Source organism: Frigoribacterium sp. AP1, from assembly GCF_056680555.1.
Window position 1 is genome coordinate 2,532,418 of the sequence record NZ_CM155288.1, and the last position, 18,884, is coordinate 2,551,301.

Annotated in this window: 10 protein-coding genes; 2 read left to right on the top strand and 8 right to left on the bottom strand. The window is 71.8% G+C overall.

Translation table 11 applies throughout. The features are described from left to right. Positions 1–172: 172 nt before the first annotated feature. The 4 genes from AC1MBW_RS12120 to AC1MBW_RS12135 form a co-directional block, all read right to left on the bottom strand. The gene (locus AC1MBW_RS12120) at positions 173–5,278 is read right to left on the bottom strand and encodes a glycoside hydrolase family 3 N-terminal domain-containing protein (protein ID WP_480024624.1); all 5,106 of its coding nucleotides are present in this window, start codon (positions 5,276–5,278) and stop codon (positions 173–175) included. A 285-nt stretch (positions 5,279–5,563) separates the two neighbouring features. Continuing rightward, positions 5,564–7,000 carry an MFS transporter gene (locus tag AC1MBW_RS12125; RefSeq protein ID WP_480024625.1) on the bottom strand — a complete coding sequence of 479 codons (1,437 nt, stop codon included), beginning with the start codon at positions 6,998–7,000 and terminating at the stop codon, positions 5,564–5,566. A gap of 180 nt (positions 7,001–7,180) precedes the next feature. After that, on the bottom strand, positions 7,181–9,799 hold the full coding sequence (locus AC1MBW_RS12130) for an ATP-dependent DNA ligase (protein ID WP_480024626.1): 2,619 nt from the start codon (positions 9,797–9,799) through the stop codon (positions 7,181–7,183). Positions 9,800–9,980: 181 nt separating this feature from the next. Next, positions 9,981–10,868, bottom strand: a complete 888-nt coding sequence (locus AC1MBW_RS12135; RefSeq protein ID WP_055973592.1) for an SDR family oxidoreductase — start codon at positions 10,866–10,868, stop codon at positions 9,981–9,983. Positions 10,869–10,959: 91 nt separating this feature from the next. On the opposite strand from AC1MBW_RS12135, the gene ku reads away from it, so the two are divergent. Next, positions 10,960–11,961 carry a non-homologous end joining protein Ku gene (gene ku / locus AC1MBW_RS12140; RefSeq protein ID WP_480024627.1) on the top strand — a complete coding sequence of 334 codons (1,002 nt, stop codon included), beginning with the start codon at positions 10,960–10,962 and terminating at the stop codon, positions 11,959–11,961. 9 nt (positions 11,962–11,970) lie between these two features. On the opposite strand, the gene AC1MBW_RS12145 is transcribed toward ku, so the two are convergent. Genes AC1MBW_RS12145 through AC1MBW_RS12155 form a run of 3 tightly spaced genes read right to left on the bottom strand, consistent with a single transcriptional unit; the run spans position 11,971 to position 16,507 of the window. Beyond that, positions 11,971–12,249, bottom strand: coding sequence for a DUF7218 family protein (locus AC1MBW_RS12145; RefSeq protein ID WP_480024628.1), 279 nt, complete (start codon positions 12,247–12,249; stop codon positions 11,971–11,973). A gap of 41 nt (positions 12,250–12,290) precedes the next feature. Next, positions 12,291–14,666 carry a phosphoketolase family protein gene (locus AC1MBW_RS12150; protein ID WP_480026111.1) on the bottom strand — a complete coding sequence of 792 codons (2,376 nt, stop codon included), beginning with the start codon at positions 14,664–14,666 and terminating at the stop codon, positions 12,291–12,293. A gap of 20 nt (positions 14,667–14,686) precedes the next feature. Continuing rightward, positions 14,687–16,507 (bottom strand): glycoside hydrolase family 15 protein, encoded by a 1,821-nt coding sequence (locus tag AC1MBW_RS12155; RefSeq protein WP_480026112.1) that lies wholly within the window; start codon positions 16,505–16,507, stop codon positions 14,687–14,689. 239 nt (positions 16,508–16,746) lie between these two features. Between AC1MBW_RS12155 and AC1MBW_RS12160 the strand changes: the two genes are divergently transcribed. Further along, complete coding sequence (locus AC1MBW_RS12160; RefSeq protein ID WP_480024629.1) at positions 16,747–17,619, top strand: SMP-30/gluconolactonase/LRE family protein; 873 nt, start codon at positions 16,747–16,749, stop codon at positions 17,617–17,619. An 83-nt stretch (positions 17,620–17,702) separates the two neighbouring features. On the opposite strand, the gene AC1MBW_RS12165 is transcribed toward AC1MBW_RS12160, so the two are convergent. After that, entirely contained in the window at positions 17,703–18,884 is a 1,182-nt protein-coding gene (locus AC1MBW_RS12165) for an NAD(P)/FAD-dependent oxidoreductase (RefSeq protein WP_480024630.1), read from the bottom strand.

An 18,884-nucleotide genomic window follows, 5' to 3' on the forward strand; every position in this document is an offset into this window, starting at 1 on the left:
CCCGCGACGCTAGCAGCGGGTGCACGCAGGAGCCGCAGCGTCGACGCGACGAAGAACCCCGTTCCGGACGATGCACCCCGAAGGATCGGGGTTGATCGTCCGGAACGGGGTTCCTGGGGGAGTAACGACCGGGGGAGGCGCGACCGGGGGAGGCGCGGTGCGGACGGGCGCGTCAGCCGCGGTCGCGCGGGCGACGCAGCCGGAGGGCGACCCCGAGCGCCACGATCAGGAACGCCGCGACGGCGATGCCGATCCATTCGCCCGAGCCGGTCCAGGCGAGCCCGACCGGCGACGCCACGACGGTGCCACCCGAGCCCGAGCCCGAGCCCGAGCCCGAGCCGCTGCCCGGCCCGCCACCACCCGGCGTGCCGGGCGTGCCCGCGCCGGGCGTCTCGCCACCCGGCGTCCCCGGGTCGCCCGGCACCGCCGCGGCGAGCACCGTGAGCGTGGCGCGGGCGATCTGCCCCGACCCCTCGAGCTCGACGACGTGCGAGCCCGGCTCGAGGTCGGCCGGCACGACGAACCGCAGCACGCCGACCCCGGCCGCCGTGGCCGTGGTCCCGCCGATGGACTGCGGCTCCGAGAACACGGTGCCCGCGAGGTCCTCCCCGGCGGCGAAGCCGGTCGCCGTGATCGACACCGTGTCGCCCGGGCGGGCGGTTGAGGGAGCGAGCGTGCCGGGCACGACGTCCTTGGTCGGCTCGACGACGCCGAGGTCGATGCCGAGCACCGAGGCGAACCGCGCGAGCGCCACGTCGGGCAGCCCGCGCTGTAGCGCGTTCTCGGCGTCGGCCGTCAGGGCCGACGACCCGTCGGCCGCCGTGCCGTCGACCATCGCCTGCTGGGCTAGGTCGCGGGCGACCGACACGAGGTCGTCCGCCGTGGCCATCGCGCCGAGGTCGGTCCCGCCGAACGGGGTGACCGCGGCGAGCAGGAGGCGCAGCGCGGCGGCAGCGTCGGTCACCGCGCCGTCACCGTCCCAGACGTCGGCGTCGAGCACAGCCTGCACCGCGGCACGGGACGCACCCTCGGGCAGGGAGGCGACCAGCGCCTCCAGCCGCTCGCGGGCACCGTCGGTGCGCAGACCCCAGCCGTACGGGTAGAGCGGCTCGTAGTCGGCGTCGCCCACGTTGATCGGCACCTGGTCGGCGCTCGCCGCCCAGGTCACGGGCAGGCGCCCGGTGAAGGGCCGGTCGCCGAACAGCACGTCGGCGACGCCGGCGCCCTCGGAGCCGGGCAGCGACGACGCCACGACCGCGTCGGCCACGCTCACGACGTCGCCCAGCAGCTGCGGGCGGCCCGAGACGACCAGCACCACGCACGACGCGGTGGCCGCGCAGACCTTGTCCACGATCGCCTGGTCCGAGGCCGTCAGCGACAGGCTGGAGCCGTTGTTGGGCACGTCGCCCTGACCTTCGGCGTACGGGCGCTCGCCGACCACCACGACGCCGGTCTGACCGGCACCGATGGGGGCCGAGGCGTCGGGGCTCAGCGTGACCGACGCACCGGGCGCGACCTCGCGGATGCCCTCGGCGATGCTCGTGCCGGTCGTCGTGTCGCCCGATCCGCCCTGCCAGCTGATCGTCCAGCCGCCCATCTGGCGGCCGAGGTCGTCTGCGCTCGAGCCGGCGACGTACAGGTCGGCGTCCGCGGCCAACGGCAGCGCGTCTCCGGCGTTCTTCAGCAGCACCTGCGACTCACCGGCGGCCTGGCGGGCCACGGCGCGGTTCTCGGCCGAGCCGACGCCGTCGACGTTGGTCCGGTCGGCGAAGGGCTGCTCGAACAGGTTGAGGTCGAACTTCTGGGTGAGGATGCGCCGCACGGCGTCGTCGACCCGCGACTCGGCGACGTCACCGGACCGGACGGCCGCCACGATCGCGTCGATGAACGCCCCGTAGTTGTACGGCGCCATCGCCATGTCGAGCCCGGCGTTCACCGAGCGCACGGCCTTGTCGGCGTAGCTGCCGCCGGGCAGCTTGTCGATGCCCTCCCAGTCGCTGATGAGGAAGCCCTGGAACCCCAGGTCGCCCTTCAGCAGGTCGTTGTTCAGTGCGGCGTTCTCGTGCATGCGCACGGGCCCGTCGCCCAGGTCGACCGCCGAGTACGACGGCATGATCGTGCCCACGCCCGCCTCGAGCGCCGGCAGGTACGGGTCGACGTGCAACCGGGTGAAGTCCTCGAGCGAGTCGGCGTTCGTGATGCCCTGGTCGATCGGGTACGCACCCGTGCCGGCCACGGACTCGTCGTAGCTCGTGCCGCCGTCGCCGGCCCAGTGCTTCGCCGTGGCGAGCACCTCGTCGGCGCCGCCGATGTCGGTCGGGTCGTCGCCTTGCAGGCCGATCACCGACGGGGCCGCGAAGGTGCGCACCAGGTCGGGGTCCTCGCCGAACGACTCGTAGCTGCGGCCCCATCGCTCGTCCCGCGAGACGCAGAGGCAGGGGGCGAAGGTCCACGGCACGCCGGTCGCCCGCACCTCGGTCGCGGTGACCTCGGCGATGCGCTCGACCAGGGCCGGGTCGCGGGTCGCGCCGAGGCCGGTGTTGTGCGGGAAGATCGTCGCACCCACCACGTTGCTGTGGCCGTGCACGGCGTCCACGCCGTAGACCATGGGGATCTGCAGTCGCGTCGAGAGCGCCTCGCGTTGGTACGCGTCGACCATGTCGGCCCACGCCACCGCGGTGTTGCCCTCGGGCACCGAGCCGCCACCGCTCAACAGCGAGCCGAGCGCACGACCGCTGACGTCCTGCGGCGACGACAGGCCGAGCCGTTCGGCCTGCGCCATCTGACCCACCTTCTCGTCCAGGGTCATGCGGCCGAGCAGGTCGGCCACACGGTCGGCCGTCGGCAGCGACGGGTCGAGGTACGGCAGGTCGTGCGCGCCGATCACGACGCGCGGACCGTCACCGACCTTCGCCGTGGTCGACGCCAGCGACACCGCGAACTCCTTCGACTCCGCGGCCCCCGAGGAGGCGCGGGTCGACACGGTCACGGACTGCGCCGTCCCCGAGGCGGTCCCCGCCGCGAACGTCACCGTGCCCGACGCCGCGTCGTAGTCGGTGCCCTCGACGGCCGTGCCGTCCGCGGTCGACCAGTCGACCGACACGTCCGTCGCCAGGGGCTCGTCACCGGCCGTCGTCACCGTCAGCGGGATCTCGACCGAGCCGCCCGCGTCGACCAGGTAGACGTCCTGCGACGGGTCCACCGTGACGGACGCGGCGCTCGCCGGGGTGCCGTAGAGCTGCGTGTCGTCGATCGCGTACCCGACCGGGGCGGGCGTGCCCGGCGTGAAGGTGAACGAGTAGCCGAACGCGCTCGTCAGGTCGAGCGTGCCGTTCGTCGTCGCCGCGTCGCCGGGCTGGTACCCCGACGGGGTGAACGCCGAGAAGGGCAGTTCGACGAGCTTCCAGCGGCTGGTGCTGCTGCCCCAGTTGTCCTTGAAGGTCGTCGCCCACAGCTCGCTGGTCTCGGCGGTGTCGCCGCCGGCCGGGTCGCCGTCCTTGATCTCGACCTTGATGTCGGCACCCGCCGTCGGCGAGGCCGGGTTGTTCGACTGGGAGGCGTACCACCAGAAGCGCAGCCCCTGGTAGCTCGACCAGTCCTGGCTGTCGGCCAGGTTGTGGCTCAGGCCCCCGTAGCCGCCGGCGGGGATCGACGAGGTGCCGCTCAGCACGTGGTTGTCGGCGCGGCCGTCGCGCTCCTGCACGGTGACGTCCCGGCTGATCGTGGGCTCGAGCGGGGCGGGGGAGCCCCAGGTGAAGAAGCCGAGCGGGTCGGCGGTCGTGCCGAGCGGGACGTCGCCCTCGAAGTCCTCGATCATCGTCGCGCGCTCGAACAGGGCGACGTCGTCGAACTGCCAGGTGCCGGCGCCGAGGGGGGTCAGCGTGACCGCGAAGCCGGTCGAGGCCGACGGGTCGAAGCGGAGGTCGCTCGACGGCTGGCCTTTCTGTCGCAGGTCGGCGAACAGGACGCTGACCTGCTTCCAGTCGGTGCTGTCGTCCACGACGGTCTGCTCGAACAGGGCGCCGTCGCCGTTCTTCAGCTCGTAGCGCAGGGTCAGGCCCGAGGCGGTGCCCCGGAACCAGAACGAGAAGCCGTCGTGGTCGCTCCAGTCGGTGGCGGGGACGTCGTGCGAGAACCCGAACCAGCTCTCGGCGGTGGTCGGACCGGCGACGGTGGCACGCAGGGCCTGGTCGCCCGCCGCTCCCTCGCGCTGCGCCTCCACGGTGTCGAGCACCGGGGTGACGGCGGGGCTCTGGCCCCAGCCGAAGTAGCCGGTCGGCACGCCGCCCTCGAAGTCGTCGAGCACGGTCGTCGCGCGGACGTTCGGCAGGGCGCCCGTCGGCGTGAGCGTCACGGTGAGGGTGGCGCGCGTTCCGACGACGGTCGGGTCGCTCGGCTCGGACGCGGTCAGTTCGACGGTCCTGCGCGGGCTGAGGGCGCCCGTCGAGGTCGTGACGAGGGCGACGGAGGCGCTGGTCTCGCCGGGCGCGAAGGTCACGGTCTCGTCGAGGGCCGCGTAGTCGGTGCCCGCCGTGGCCGTGCCGCCGGTCGAGCGCACACGGACGGTGACCGGTTCGTCGCTCGGACCGGTGAGGCTGAGTCCCGCGGTCAGGGTCTGGCCGGCCGCGACGGTCGCGGTCGACCGGTCGAAGGTGACCGACCGCGTCTGCGCCTCGCCGTAGATCTGCAGGCCGTAGGCCGAGTAGCCGTAGAAGTGGGGGCGGGCCGGGTCCCAGGTCGCCGCCGAGCGCTGCAGCATGCTGACCCGGACGTAGCGGGCGTCGGTGGGAGTCGACAAGGTGACGTCGTCGCGCCCGCCGTCGCTCGTGACGATCTGCGCGGTGGTCCAGCTCTCGGCCAGGGTCGGGTCGCCCGACGTGAGGTCGACCGTGTAGTCGGTCGCGTACGAGGCCTCCCAGTCGAGGCCGATCGCGTCGACGCGCGCGGTGCCGCCGAGGTCGACGATCACCGACGCGGTGAACTCGACGTCCTCGTCGGGGCCGTTGCCGCTGGCCCAGCGGGTCGTTGGGTCGCCGTCGATCAGGGCGTCGGCGGGGAACGTGCCGTCGCCGTCGGCCTGGCTCGCCGAGGCGGTGACCGTGCCGAAGCGGGCGAGGTCGACCGGGGCGGCCTGCGCGGCGATCGCGGGCAGGCCGCTGAGCAGCAGGGCCGCGGCGGCGGTCCCGGCGGCGAGCGCGAGGCCGCGGCGCGGACGGCGCGCGGGCCGGACGGCTCGCGACCGAGGGGTCGAGGAAGAGCGGGCAGGGGCAGCGGACACGATTACTCCCTTGTAATCACGGCTGTCTCACGACAGAGCTGGAGCCACCCCCGAACGAGGGCGGCTCACGTCTGGCTCATCGTAGGGTCACAGGCGGCTCAAGGGCAATGGGTGCCGGGTCCCGGTGCTGCGGAGGTTCCCTCTCAGACGACAGCGCACCGCGTTTCGTGCACGGCACCTCGTCTAGACCGGGTGCGGAGCACGAGACGCGGTGCGGTGCGCGGCGTCAAACCGACCCGGCGCCGGGGGCCTTGCGCGCCTGCCGGTCGCCTCGCGGTGGCGAGCTCAGGAGGCGTGGGTGCGGTCGCGCAGACCGACGAACGACACGAGCGCGCTCACCCCGAGCAGCACGGCGACCACGATCACGACGCGGTGGAACCCGCCCACCGAGAGCGCGCCTCCGGCGATGACGCCGAGGAACGCGACGGCGACGAGCCCGGCGACGCGCGAGATCGCGTTGTTGACCGCGGAGGCGATGCCCGACTGCGCCGCCGGGATCTGCGACAGCACCGTCGAGGTGAGCGGAGCCACGGTCACCGACAGGCCGAAGCCGAAGAGGACCACTCCGGGCACGACCTGCCACCAGACGTCGATCGGGTCGCGGACGAGCAGCATCCAGAGGAACCCGCTCGCGGTGATCAGCGGCCCGACGGTCATGAAGAGACGCGGGCCGTGGGTGGCGGCGAGCGTGCCGAACAGGGTCGAGAACAGCAGCGACACGATCGTCGTCGGCAGGGTGACGAGCCCGGCCAGGGTCGCCGTCAGACCCGCCAGCTCCTGCACCACCAGTGGGATGGTCAGGGTGCCGAGGCTGAGGGCCGCGTAGATGCCGACCGTGGCCAGGTTGCCGACCGTGAAGGTGCGCGTGCGGAACAGCGTGAGCGGCATCATCGGGGCGGGCGTGCGGCGCTCCCACCAGACGAAGGCGGCGAGCGCGGCGAGGCCGAGCACGAGCGGTGTGATGACGAACCAGGCGCCGAACCCGACCCGCTGCCCCTCGATCAGCGCGAAGACCGGTCCGGCGAGGCCGACCGCCGCGAGCACGGCGCCCACGACGTCGACGCGCGGGGGAGCGCCGTCGCGCCCCCGGTGGGCGTCGCCGGGCAGGCGGGTCATCAGCACCAGGGTGAGGACGACCGGCACGACCACGACGGCGAACACCCAGCGCCAGCCGAGCGTGTCGACGAGCGCGCCGCCGGTCAGCGGGCCGATCAGGAACGCGACCCCGGTCCAGGCCGTCCAGCTGCCGATGGCCTTGCCCTGCGCCGGTCCGCTGAAGGTCGAGGTGATCAGGGCGAGGCTGCTCGGCACGAGGAGGGCCGCGGTGACGCCCTGCAGGGCCCGGGCGGCGATCAGCAGGCCCGGGTCGGGCGCGAGGGCGGCGAGCACGCTGGTCACGGCGAACCCGATCAGCCCCGCGCGCAGCACCCGCACACGGCCGAACGTGTCGCTGAGCGAGCCCGCCACGAGCATGAGCGACCCCAGCGTCAGCAGGTAGGCGTCGACCACCCACTGTTGCAGGGCGAGGCCGGCGCCGTCGTCGGCCGTCGCGGCGCCGCCGGCCGTGCCGCTGCCGAGCTCACGGGCGATCGCGGGCAGGGCGACCGTGACGATGGACCCGTCGAGGAACGCCACGAACGAGGCCAGCACGGCGACGACGAGCACGACCCGCCGCCCGCGCAGGGTCGCCGCGTCGCTCGGGGCCGGGGGAGGTGTGCTCATGCTGCACTCAACACACGACGGGAGCAGACCGATACCCCGCTGTCCCCATGTCCCGCCACGAGGTGAACACGCCGCCACGCAATCGGGTGGCGGCGTGTTCACTTCGTGGCGGTGTGGCGGTGTGGCGGCGGGAGGCGCGGGCCGGGTCCCGCCGGCCGCCCGCCGTCCGACGGCGCGCCCTCACCCCTCGCGGACGACGTCGTCCGGCGACTTGTCGGGCCGCCACCCGCGCCAGCTCGGCTGCCGCAGCCGGCCGGTCGAGGTCCACTCGGCGATCGACACCTCACCCACCCGCGAGGGAGTGACCCAGTGCGCGTCCCGTGCGTCGACGGCGGGTACGCCCACCAGCGGGCTGGTCTTCCGCTCGGCCGCCCGCAACGACGGCAGCAGCTCGTCGAGCTCGCGGTCGGTGAACCCCGTGCCGACCCGGCCGACGTAGTGCAGGCCGTCGTCGCCCGGCACGCCCATCAGCAGCGAGCCGACGCCGTCCGCCCGCCGGCCGGCACCGGGGCGCCAGCCCGCGATCACGACCTCCTGCGTCTGGTGGTGCTTCATCTTGATCCAGGCCCGGGAGCGGCGGCCGGCGCTGTAGGTCGCGTCGCGTCGCTTGGCGACGACGCCCTCGAGCCGGAGGCGCTTCGAGGTGGCGACCGCCGCCTCCAGGTCCCCGTCGAACGCCGGGGGCACGTCGATCGGACCGCCGCTCTCGACGATCCGTTCGAGCACCTCGCGACGGTCGTCGTACTCGTCCTTCACGAGCGAGCGCCCCTCGGCCCGCATGACGTCGAACAGCAGCAGCTTCACCGGCGCTCCCTTCGCGACCCGGGCCACGTCGCGGGGCCGCGTCAGCCCCATGCGCGTCTGGAGCAGCCCGAAGTCGGGGCGACCCTTCTCGTCGACGGCGACGATCTCGCCGTCGAGCACCGCGCCTCCTTCGCCGTCGACCCGCTCGGCCAGCACCTGCAGCTCGGGGTAGGCCGGGGTCAGGTCGTTGCCGTTGCGGCTGGTCAGCGTGACGGCGCCGTCGTGGACGACCGCCACGGCGCGGATGCCGTCCCACTTCATCTCGAACGCCCACCCGCCCTCGGACACGTCGTGCGCATCGCCCGTCGTCGCCAGCATCGGCGCGACCGGGTCGGGTGCGGGGAACTCCTGCTTCCCGTCGCGAGCCGAGGAGGCGCGGCCCGACTTCTCGGGGGAGCCGCCGGCCGCAGACGACGTGCGTGAGGAGTTGCCGACAGGGCCTCCCCGGCTCGCCTGCGCAGAGGACGGCGACTCCGGAGAACGCGCGTCTTCGGTCGTCTTCCGGGCGTGATGCGGTCGTTTTCCTGAATTGCCGGCGGAAGCGCCGTCGTGCGAGCCGTCGGCGTCGTCCTTCATGCGGTGGATGAGCCAGTTCGACTCGGCCCGCCCGCCGCCGTGCCCGGTGTGGATCAGCGCGACGCGTCGGGTGCCGCGCTGCTCGCCGTGCAGCACGACGATGACCTCCTTGCCGTCGCGCCACTTCTCGAGGTCGTACTCGCCCGAGTCCCAGATCGTGACCTCGCCGGCCCCGTACTCGCCCTTGGCGATCGTGCCCTCGAAGGTGCCGTACTCGAGCGGGTGGTCCTCGGTCTGCACGGCGAGGTGGTTCGTGCCCGGGTCGTCGGGCTCGCCCTTCGGCAGCGCCCAGCTCACGAGCACGCCGTCGTGCTCGAGCCGGAAGTCCCAGTGCAGCGAGCTGGCGTGGTGCTCCTGGATGACGAAGCTCGTGCCGTCGGTCGAGGCGGGCGCGTCGGCGGGCACCGGCTCGGCGGTCTTCGACGCGTCGCGTTTGGAGCGGTAGACCTCGAGGCGGTCACGTACCTTCTCGGACGGGTCGTGGTCGGGGGCCTCGGTGTTGCGGAAGTTCTCGCCCAGCTCGCCCGACGGGACCGGAACGTGCGCTGAGACGTCGGCCAGGGGGTCGCCGCGTCGCTTCAGGCGTGAGAGCACGTCGGTGTACTCCAGCTGCACCAGCGACTTCGAGGCGAGCTCGCGCCAGGTGCGGGGCATCGCCACGGTCGGTCGGGTCCGGCCGCGCAGAGAATACGGCGCGACCGTCGTCTTGTTCCCGTTGTTCTGCGACCAGTCGAGCAGCACCTTGCCCCGGCGGTCGGCCTTGCCCATGGTGCTGAGCACGAGGTCGGGGTGGTCGGCCTCCATCGCGCGGGCCAGCTCGTGGGCGACCTCACCGACCTGCGCGCTGGTCTGCCCCCCGTCGAGCCGGGCGTACAGGTGCACGCCCTTGCTGCCGCTCGTCACGGGCATCAACTCGAGGCCCATGCCCTCGACGATGGGCTTCAGCAGCTGCGCCACCGCGACGCACTCGGCGAGGCCGACGCCCTCACCCGGGTCGAGGTCGAGCACGAGCCGGTCGGGGTTGCGCTGCGCGCCCTTCGGACCGAACCGCCACTGCGGGACGTGCACCTCGAGCGCGGCGACCTGCGCCAGCCAGGTGAGCGTCGCGACGTCGTTCACCATCGGGTAGACGTTCGCGTGGTCCTTGTGTTCGATGCTGTGTCGGGAGACCCAGTCGGGTGCCGAGTCGGGCAGGTTCTTCTCGAAGAACACCTCACCGTCGACGCCGTTCACCCAGCGCTTGCGGGTCGCCGGGCGGCCCTCGACGTGCGGCAGCATCCACCCGGCGACGGCGGCGTAGTAGCCCAGCACGTCGGCCTTGGTCGTGCCCGCGTCGGGGTAGAGCACCTTGTCGAGGTTTGTCAGTTGCAGCCGGTGCCCGCCGACCTCGACGGTCTCGCCGCGTCCCTTGCCCGCCATCGCGCGCCTCCTCGTGTCGTCTGCTTCTCGTTCTACCCGGCTGCGGCGGGTCCGTGTCGTCGTCGGCGCCGGCCCGCCGCCACCGACGGGAACCCGCCGCATCGACCGCGGCCCGGCGCCCCGCGCGAGCGGGACGACGGGCCGCGGTGTCGTCGGGACGACGGAGCCGAGGAGGCGCGGGTCAGACCGCGGGCATCGCTCCGGCGATCGTGATGGTCGCGCCCGAGGTGTAGCTCGACTCGGGGCTCACCAGGTGCACGTAGGCGGCGGCGAGCTCGGCGGGCTGACCGGGACGGCCGAACGGCGCCTGGCCGCCGAATTCCGACACCGTCTCGGCGTCGTCGGAGCCGGGCTGCAGGGGAGTCCACACCGGGCCGGGCGAGACCTGGTTGACGCGGATGCCCTTGGGGGCGAGCTGCTGCGCGAGGCCCGAGGTGAAGACGCCGATCGCACCCTTGGTCAGGGCGTAGTCGATCTTGTCGGGGCTGGGCTGCGTGCCCTGCACCGAACCGGTCGTCACGATCGACGAGCCGGGCTCGAGGTGGGGGATCGCGGCCTGGGTCAGCCAGAACAGCGAGTAGACGTTGGTCTTGATGGTCGAGTCGATGTCCTCGGTGGTGAGCGTGAGGATGTCGTCGTTGCTCTTCATGCGGCCGGCCACCATGACGAGGGTGTCGAGCCCGCCGAGCTCGTCGACCGCCTTCTGCACGAGGTCCTTGCAGTACTGCTCGTCCGAGATGTCACCGGGGACGAGGACGGCCTTGCGACCCTCGCCCTCGAGCAGGTCGCGCACCTCTTCGGCGTCCTTCTGCTCGCTGGGCAGGTAGCTGAGCACGAGGTCGGCACCCTCGCGGCTGAGCGCGATCGCGGCGGCGCGACCGATGCCCGAGTCGCCGCCGGTGACGATGCCGCGGAAGCCGGTGAGGCGCTCCTTGCCGACGTAGCTGGTCTCGCCGTGGTCGGGCTTCGGGTCCATCTTCCAGGCCTCGCCCGGCAACGACTGCTCCTGCTTCGGGAACGGCGGGGCGGGGTAGAGGTCGACCGGGTTCTTCTTGTCGTATTGGCTCATGCGTCCACGCTGCTCGCACCGCGCCTCCTGCGGTCGGGGCGTGTACCCCGTGGGCGGTCATTCGGAGCGCACGCGGAGAAAGATGAGCGTCATGCGATCGATCTGGAAGGGCGCGATCACGTTCGGGCTCGTCAACGTGCCCGTCAAGCTGTACAGCGCCACCGAGGACCACGACGTGTCCCTGCACCAGGTGCACGACGCGGACGGTGGGCGCATCCGGTACCAGCGGAAGTGCGAGATCTGCGGCAAGGTCGTCGACTACGAGCACATCGACAAGGCGTACGACGACGGCGACCGCACCGTGGTGATCACGGGTGACGACCTCAAGTCGTTGCCCGAGGAGCGCTCACGCGAGATCGACGTGCTCGAGTTCGTGCCGAGCGACCAGGTCGACCCGATCATGCTCGACCGCAGCTACTTCCTCGAGCCGGACGGCACCTCGCCCAAGGCCTACGTGTTGCTGCGCCGCACCCTGGAGGAGACCGACCGCACCGCGATCGTGCACTTCTCGCTGCGACAGAAGACGCGGCTCGCCGCCCTGCGCGTGCGGGGCGACGTGCTCATGCTGCAGACCCTGCTCTGGGACGACGAGGTGCGCGAGGCGCGGTTCCCGGCACTCGAGAAGCAGACGCGCATCAGCGACAAGGAGCTCGACATGTCGTCGTCGCTCGTCGACTCGCTGAGCGACGACTTCGAGCCCGCCGATTTCAGCGACGACTACCAGGAAGAGTTGCGACAGCTGATCGACGCGAAGCTCGAGGAGGGGGAGTCGCTCGACACCGACGCCACCTTCGGTGAGAAGCCTGAGGACGACGACGGTGAGGGTGGCGAGGTCATCGACCTGATGGAGGCGTTGCGCCGGTCGGTCGAGACGAACCGGTCGGGCGGACACCGCAAGCCGACCAAGAAGCCGGCCGCCGCCGAGAAGCCCGCCGCCGACGAGCCCGCCGCGAGGAAGCCGGCCACGAAGAAGTCTGCCGCGAAGAAGCCGGCAGCGAAGAAGCCGGCAGCGAAGAAGAAGCCCGCCTCGTCCGCCTCCGAGAAGAAGCCGGCTCCCGAGAAGAAGGCGGCCCCCGAGAAGCAGGCCAGCTGACCGTAGCGGTCAGTGCTCGCGGAGCGCCTCGATCAGGTCGGCCTTCTTCAGGTCGGAGTAGCCGGTCACGCCGAGCTCTTTCGCGCGGCCTCTGAGTTCGTCCACCGTCCAGTCGTCGTACGAACCCGACTTCCCGCCCTTCGCGGCCACCTTCTTCTCACTGTTGCCCTTCTGGGCGGCAGCGTTCGAGATGCGCGCGGCTTTCTCCTTCGAGGCGCCCTCGTCGCGGAGCGCCTCGTACATGCCGGGCTTCTTCAGCTGCGGGGGAGTTTCGTCCTTCGGCGTCATGCGCCCGACCGTACACTCGGCGCGGCGGCCCGTCGCACGCCTCAGGCGCCGAACTGCCAGCCGGTCACGTCGGGGTGGTCCTCGCCGTGTTCGTAGGCGTAGGCCCGGGCGGCCTCGCGTCGTGACTCGAAGTCCGCGATCACCTCGGGGTGCTCGTCGGCCAGCCCCGGCACCCGGTGCAGCACGTCGAGCACCAACCGGTATCGGTCGATGTTGTTGAGCATCGCCATGTCGAAGGGCGTGGTGGTCGTGCCCTTCTCCTGGAAGCCGCGCACGTGCAGGTTCTCGTGGTTCGTCCGTCGGTAGGTCAGCCGGTGCACGAGCGACGGATAGCCGTGGAAGTCGAACACGACCGGTTTCGACGTCGTGAAGAGGGCATCGAAGTCGTCGTTCGTGAGGCCGTGCGAGTGCTCCGTCGCGTCCTGCAGTCGCATGAGGTCGACCACGTTGACCACGCGCGTGCTCAGCGACGGCAGTACCTGACGCAGCAGGTCGGCGGCCGCCACGGTCTCGAGTGTCGGCACGTCGCCGGCACAGGCCAGCACCACGTCGGGGTCGACGCCGTCGACGGGGGCACCCTCGGTGCCGGCCCACTCCCAGACGCCCACGCCACGCCGGACGTGCTCCTCGGCCTCGGACAGCGACAGCCAGGCGGGGGACTCCTGCTTGCCGGCGACGATCACGTTGACCGTGTCGGTCGTCCGGAACGCGTGGTCGGCCACGGCCAGCAGGGTGTTGGCGTCGGGCGCCAGGTAGATGCGCACGAGGTGCGCCTGCTTGTTGACGACGACGTCGAGGAACCCGGGGTCCTGGTGCGAGAACCCGTTGTGGTCCTGCCGCCAGACGTGCGACGACAGCAGGTACGTGAAGGACGAGATGGGCGCGCGCCAATCGATCTCGTCGGCGCTCTCGAGCCATTTGGCGTGCTGGTTGAACATCGAGTCGACGATGTGCACGAAGGCCTCGTAGGTGTTGAGCAGCCCGTGGCGCCCGGTCAGCAGGTAGCCCTCCATGAGGCCCTGCAGCAGGTGCTCGCTCAGCACCTCCATCACGCGCCCGCTGCGGGCCACGTGCTCGTCCTCGGGCCAAATGTCGGCGGCCCACACCCGCTCGGTCACGTCGAACACCGGATCGAGTCGGTTCGAGACGGTCTCGTCGGGTCCGAAGAGACGGAACGTCGTCGGGTTGTCGCGGACGATCTCGGCGAGCCACCGACCGAGCACCCGGGTCGCCTCGGCTTGGGTGCGCCGGTCGTCCGAGGTCTCGACCGCGTGCGTGCGGTAGTCGGTGAGGGTGAGGTCGCGACGCACGAGACCGCCGTTGGACGCCGGGATGGCGCTCATGCGCTTCGCGCCCCGGGGCCGGAGCCCGTCGAGCCAGGCCACCGGCCGACCCGTCTCGTCGAAGAGCTCGTCGGCACCGTACGACCGCATCCAGTCGTCGAGCTGCGCCCGGTGCCCGTCGTCCTCTCGGACCCCGCTGAGCGGCACCTGGTGTGCGCGCCAGGTGCCCTCGATGCGCTCGCCGTCGACGACCTTCGGGCCGGTCCAGCCCTTCGGGGTGCGCAGCACGATCATGGGCCACCGCGGGCGTTCGGTGCCGTCGCCGTCGCGGGCCTCGCGCTGCAGCTCGTCGATGCGGGCGAAGGCGTGGTCCAGGGCGGCGGCCATGCGCTCGTGCACCCGCATCGGGTCCTCGCCGTCGAAACCGCCGGCGACGACGAGCGGCTCGTACCCGTAACCCCGCATCAGCTCGAGCAGCTCGCCCTCGGGGATGCGCGACAGCACCGTCGGGTTCGCGATCTTGTAGCCGTTGAGGTTCAGGATCGGCAGGACGGCCCCGTCGTGCCGGGCGTCGAGCAGCTTGTTCGCGTGCCAGCTCGTCGCGAGTGGCCCGGTCTCGGCCTCACCGTCGCCGATGACGCAGACGGCCACCAGGTCGGGGTCGTCGAGCACCGCGCCGTAGGCGTGGCTCAGCGAGTACCCGAGCTCGCCGCCCTCGTTGATCGACCCCGGGGTCTCGGGGGCCGCGTGCGACGGGATGCCCCCCGGGAACGAGAACTGCTTGAACAGCTTCTGCAGCCCCGTGGCGTCCTGTGGCACCTCGGGGAACAACTCGCTGTAGGTGCCCTCGAGGTACGTGTTGGCGACCATGGCCGGTCCGCCGTGCCCCGGGCCGCAGACGTACAAGAGGTCGCGGTCGTCGCGGCGGATCACGCGGTTGAGGTGCGCGTAGACGAAGCTCAGCGCCGGTGACGTGCCCCAGTGCCCGAGGAGGCGCGGCTTGATGTCGTCGCGCGCGATCGGCCGCGTGAGCAGTGCGTTGTCCATCAGGTAGATCTGCCCGACGGTCAGGTAGTTCGCCGCCCGCCACCAGGCGTCGACGAGCACGAGCTCGTCGGGGGTCGCCGACGGCATCGGCGTCGAGTCGTCGTTCGTCACTGGCCCTCCATGTCGTCGGTGGTGCCTACACGGCTCATCTCGTCGATGGTGATCGCAGCGTTGACGAGGGCGAGGTGGCTGAGGCCCTGGGGCACGTTGCCGAGGAACTGCCCGTCGTCGGCGCTGATCATCTCGGTCAGCAGGCCGACGTCGTTCGGCTGCTGCACGAGCTGGTCCATCAGCTCGACCGCTTCGTCCTGACGGCCCACGCACGCCAGGGCGCTCGCGAGCCAGAAGGCACAGGCCACGAACGTGCCTTCCTCTTCGTCGACCTCGCTGTAGCGGAACACCAGGGGACCCGCGGAGAGCTCACGCTGCATCGCGTCGATCGTGCGGGACATGCGCTCGCCGCGGTCGAAACCGCTGGGGGCGTGCAGCAGCACCGAGGCGTCGAGCTTCTCGCTGCCCGGGTACATGACGTACGAGCCGATCTTCTCGTTCCAGCCGTGCTCGGCGACCCAGTCCTTGATCAGGTCGCGGTTCTTCCGCCAGAAGACGACGTCCTCGGGGTCGGGGTGCATCTGGCCGACCTCGGTGAGGTGCAGGGCGGCGTCGATTGCCTGCCAACAGCCCATCTTGCTGCTGACGTAGTGCTGCTCGTCCGGCAGCTCCCACATGCCCGAGTCCTTCTCCTGCCAGCGGCGGCAGGCGTCGTCGGCGAAACCGGCGAGCAGGTCGCCGGTGGACTCGTCGAGGATGTTGCCGTCGGCCGCGTACTGGCTCATGATCGCAAGGATGTCCGCGTAGGTGCCGAGCTGCAGCTGCTCGCCCGCCGGATTGCCCTTGTAGACCGGGCCGATGCCGCGCCAGCCCTCGGAGCCGGTCTCGTGGGTGCCGTCGGGCACCGAGCCGTCGAGGTTGAGGAAGATGTGCATCGTGCGGCCGTTGGCCTTGAGCGCCGAGAGCAGCCACGAGACGGCCGCCTGGGTCTCTTCGCGCAGGCCGAAGCGGACGAGCGCGTTGACCGTGTACGCCAGGTCGCGCACCCAGGCGAAGCGGTAGTCCCAGTTCTTGTCGCCGGTGAAGTTCTCGGGCAGTGCCGCCGTGGCGGCGGCGGCGATCGCACCGGTGGGGCTGAAGATCAGCAGCTTGAGCGCCAGGGCGCTGCGCTGCACGGCGTCGGACCACGGGCCGTCCCAGTTGAACTCGTCCGACCAGGTCTGCCAGTTGCGCACCGTGCGGTCGATGCCCTGGTCGACCACGTGCGGGTCGGGCAGGTGCAGGGGTTCGTCCTCGACGCCGCAGAGGCAGATCAGCGAGCGCGACCCCTCGTGGGTGGTGAACTCGCCCCAGAACCGGTGGGGGCCGCCGTGGGCCTCACCGTCGCCGGGCTCGACCGAGTCGAGGCGGCCGTGCTCGAAGCCGACCAGGGCCAGGTTGACGTCGGCGGCCCGCAGGACCGGCCCGTGCAACGTGTCGACGCGGCGGATCGGGTGCGTGCCGAACGTGTTGCCCGGAATCACCGCCCAGCGCATGTCGACCGACCCGGTGACGCCGTCGATGCGACGGGCGAGTTCTGCCCAGGGCAGACGCCCCGCGATGCCGGTGACCAGCGCGTCGGTGACCTGGACGACACCCGTGGAGGTGCGGAAGCGGGTCACGAGGACGTTCGTGTTCTCGACGTACTCGCGCTGCACCTCGAAGTCGTCGTCGACGGGGCGCAGTTCGATGCGCCCGCCCTTGCCCGCGTCGACGATGCCGGAGAACACCGGGTCGCTGTCCATGTCGGGCATCGGGAGCCAGTCGATCTGGCCATCGCGGGCGATGAGGGCGACGGTCCGACCGTCGCCGATCGCTCCGTACGACCGCAGCGGCACGTAGCCGTCGTCGCGGGGATCGGGGCGGTGCCATTCGCCGGCGGCGGCCGTCGTCGCGCCGAAGTGCTCGGCCTGGGTGTCGTCGGTGGTCTCGAGGGTGTCCGTCACCCCTCCTACGGTGGCCCAGCGCGCCTCCTCGTGCCCGTCCCTCGCAGTGTTCTGTGTGCAAGGGACGGCCTCCGTACCCCTGGGGGCGAGAAACGGAGCCGGTGGACATGTCGGGCGGGTAGACCGGTCGGATGTCCCTTCCGACCGGAACCACGTCCGAACCCCGCCTGTTCTTCGACGCGAGGGCCACCCTCGGCGAGAGTCCCGTCTGGGACGTCGACGCCCACGGGCTGGTCTGGACCGACATCACGAACGGCCTCCTGCACCGCACCTCGGCGGACGGCACACGCGACAGGACGGTCGTCGTCGACCCGCCCCTGCCGAGCTTCCAGCGTCGTCGCGGGGGCGGCCTGATCGCCGCACTGGACGACACGGTGATCGTCATGCGCGACGACGGGACCGAGCAGCGGACCATCGCGACGGTCGACCACGCCGACGAGCGCCTCCGGCTGAACGAGGGCAAGTGCGACCCGTTCGGCGCCTTCGTCGTCGGCGCCACCGACCCCGAGGGCAGCCCCGTGGCCGGTCTCTACCGCGTCGCCCCGGACGGCACGCTCACCCAGCTGCGTGACGACTTCGCCACGACCAACGGCTTCGAGTGGAACGACGACGGCAGCGAGATCTACCTGACCGACACCGGCGACGACACGATCTACCGGGCGTCGTGGGATGCCGACGGCACCCTCGGCGAGCTCGTCCCGTTCTCGTCGCAGGGCGCCCACGACGGCCTGGCCCGCGACGAGCACGGCGAGTTCTGGGGGGCCATCTACGGCGAGGGCAAGGTGGTGCACCTCGACGCCGACGGCGGGCTCGTCGACGAGATCACCTTCCCGGTGCCGAACCTCACCGGCATCGGCTTCGGCGGTGACGACCTGCGCACGCTGTTCGTGCTGTCGGCCCGCGAGGGGCTGAGCGCCAACCAGCTCGACGAGTTCCCGCTGAGCGGGGGCATCTTCGCCCTCGAGCTCGACCGGGCCGCCCGCCCGCCGTTCCTGTTCGGCTGACGCGACGCGGCCCCGCCGCGGACGACGACGCCCGCCCGATCGTGTGATCGGGCGGGCGTCGTCATGCCGTCGGCGGGTGGGCGTCAGATGCGCCCGACGAGCTCCTCGCGGGGGACGGCGCCTGCCGCGATGACGGCCCTGGCCGCGTCACGGGCCTCCTCGACGTTCCAGAGCAGCACGCCCTCGACCGATCCCTCGTCGCCGAGGTAGTAGGCGACCGCACGCCCGTCGCCCTTGTCGTCGACGACCGTCTCGAGCGACGCGTCGAGCGTGCCGACGGCCTCGTACGAGATGTCGAAGACCTTCGAGTAGTAGTACGGCGTGTGGTCGTAGACCTCGTCGGCGCCGGTCATGTTGCGACCGACGACGGGGCCCTGCGACTTGGCGTTGTCGACGTGCTCGACGCGGCGGCGCCCGAGGATCGCGTCCGGGTACGAGGCCACGTCGCCGGCGGCGAACACGTTCGGATCGCTCGTCCGCAGGTGCTCGTCGACCACGATGCCGTCGTCGACGGTCAGACCCGCGTCGGCCGCGAGCTGGTCGTCGACCGAGATGCCGAGCCCGACGACGACCGCGTCGGCGTCGAGGGTCGTGCCGTCGTCGAGCCGCAGGTGGACGCCGGCGTCGTCGGCCGTGCCGCTCTCGACGCGACGTCCGCGGGCCAGCTCGACCCGCGCCTCCTCGAATGCTCCCTCGAACGCCGAGGCGATCGACGCGGGGAAGACCGATCCGCCGAGCACGTCGTCCGGGAAGACCAGCGTCACGCGGGTGTCGTTCTGCACGAGGGCCGCGGCGAGCTCGGTGCCGATGTAGCTGCCGCCCACGACGACGACGTGGCGGCCGCCGCCCGAGAGGGAGCGCAGTCGGCGGTAGTCCTCGGCGGTCCGGAAGTACACGACGCGGTCGTCGTCCGGCAGGTCGAGTGCGGTGGGACTGCCGCCCGTGGCGAGCAGCAGGGCGCCGTAGCCGACGACGTCGCCGGCGCTGGTGGTCACGGTACGGGCGTCGCGGTCGATCGACTCGACGAGCGTGCGCAGCCGGATCTCGGCACCCGAGTCGGCGACGGTGCCGAGGTCGTTGTCGGCCTCGGTGTAGTCGGGGTCGGTCCAGAGCTTCTTGGACAGCGCCGGACGCGTGTAGGGCGCGTCGACGTCGGCGCTGACGATCAGCACCGACGCGTCGGGGGTGGCCTCGTGGATGGCCTTGGCGGCGGCGTCGGCGGTCATGCCGCCGCCCACGATGACGTGGTCGAACGATTCGGTCAT

Excerpts from the sequence above, each read along its gene's own strand:
- AC1MBW_RS12145 (WP_480024628.1), bottom strand. The coding sequence starts at position 12,249 with ATGACGCCGAAGGACGAAACTCCCCCGCAGCTGAAGAAGCCCGGCATG.
- AC1MBW_RS12165 (WP_480024630.1), bottom strand. The coding sequence starts at position 18,884 with ATGACCGAATCGTTCGACCACGTCATCGTGGGCGGCGGCATGACCGCC.
- AC1MBW_RS12130 (WP_480024626.1), bottom strand. The coding sequence starts at position 9,799 with ATGGCGGGCAAGGGACGCGGCGAGACCGTCGAGGTCGGCGGGCACCGG.
- AC1MBW_RS12135 (WP_055973592.1), bottom strand. The coding sequence starts at position 10,868 with ATGAGCCAATACGACAAGAAGAACCCGGTCGACCTCTACCCCGCCCCG.
- AC1MBW_RS12125 (WP_480024625.1), bottom strand. The coding sequence starts at position 7,000 with ATGAGCACACCTCCCCCGGCCCCGAGCGACGCGGCGACCCTGCGCGGG.
- AC1MBW_RS12160 (WP_480024629.1), top strand. The coding sequence starts at position 16,747 with ATGTCCCTTCCGACCGGAACCACGTCCGAACCCCGCCTGTTCTTCGAC.
- AC1MBW_RS12150 (WP_480026111.1), bottom strand. The coding sequence starts at position 14,666 with ATGCCGTCGGCGACCCCCGACGAGCTCGTGCTCGTCGACGCCTGGTGG.
- ku (WP_480024627.1), top strand. The coding sequence starts at position 10,960 with ATGCGATCGATCTGGAAGGGCGCGATCACGTTCGGGCTCGTCAACGTG.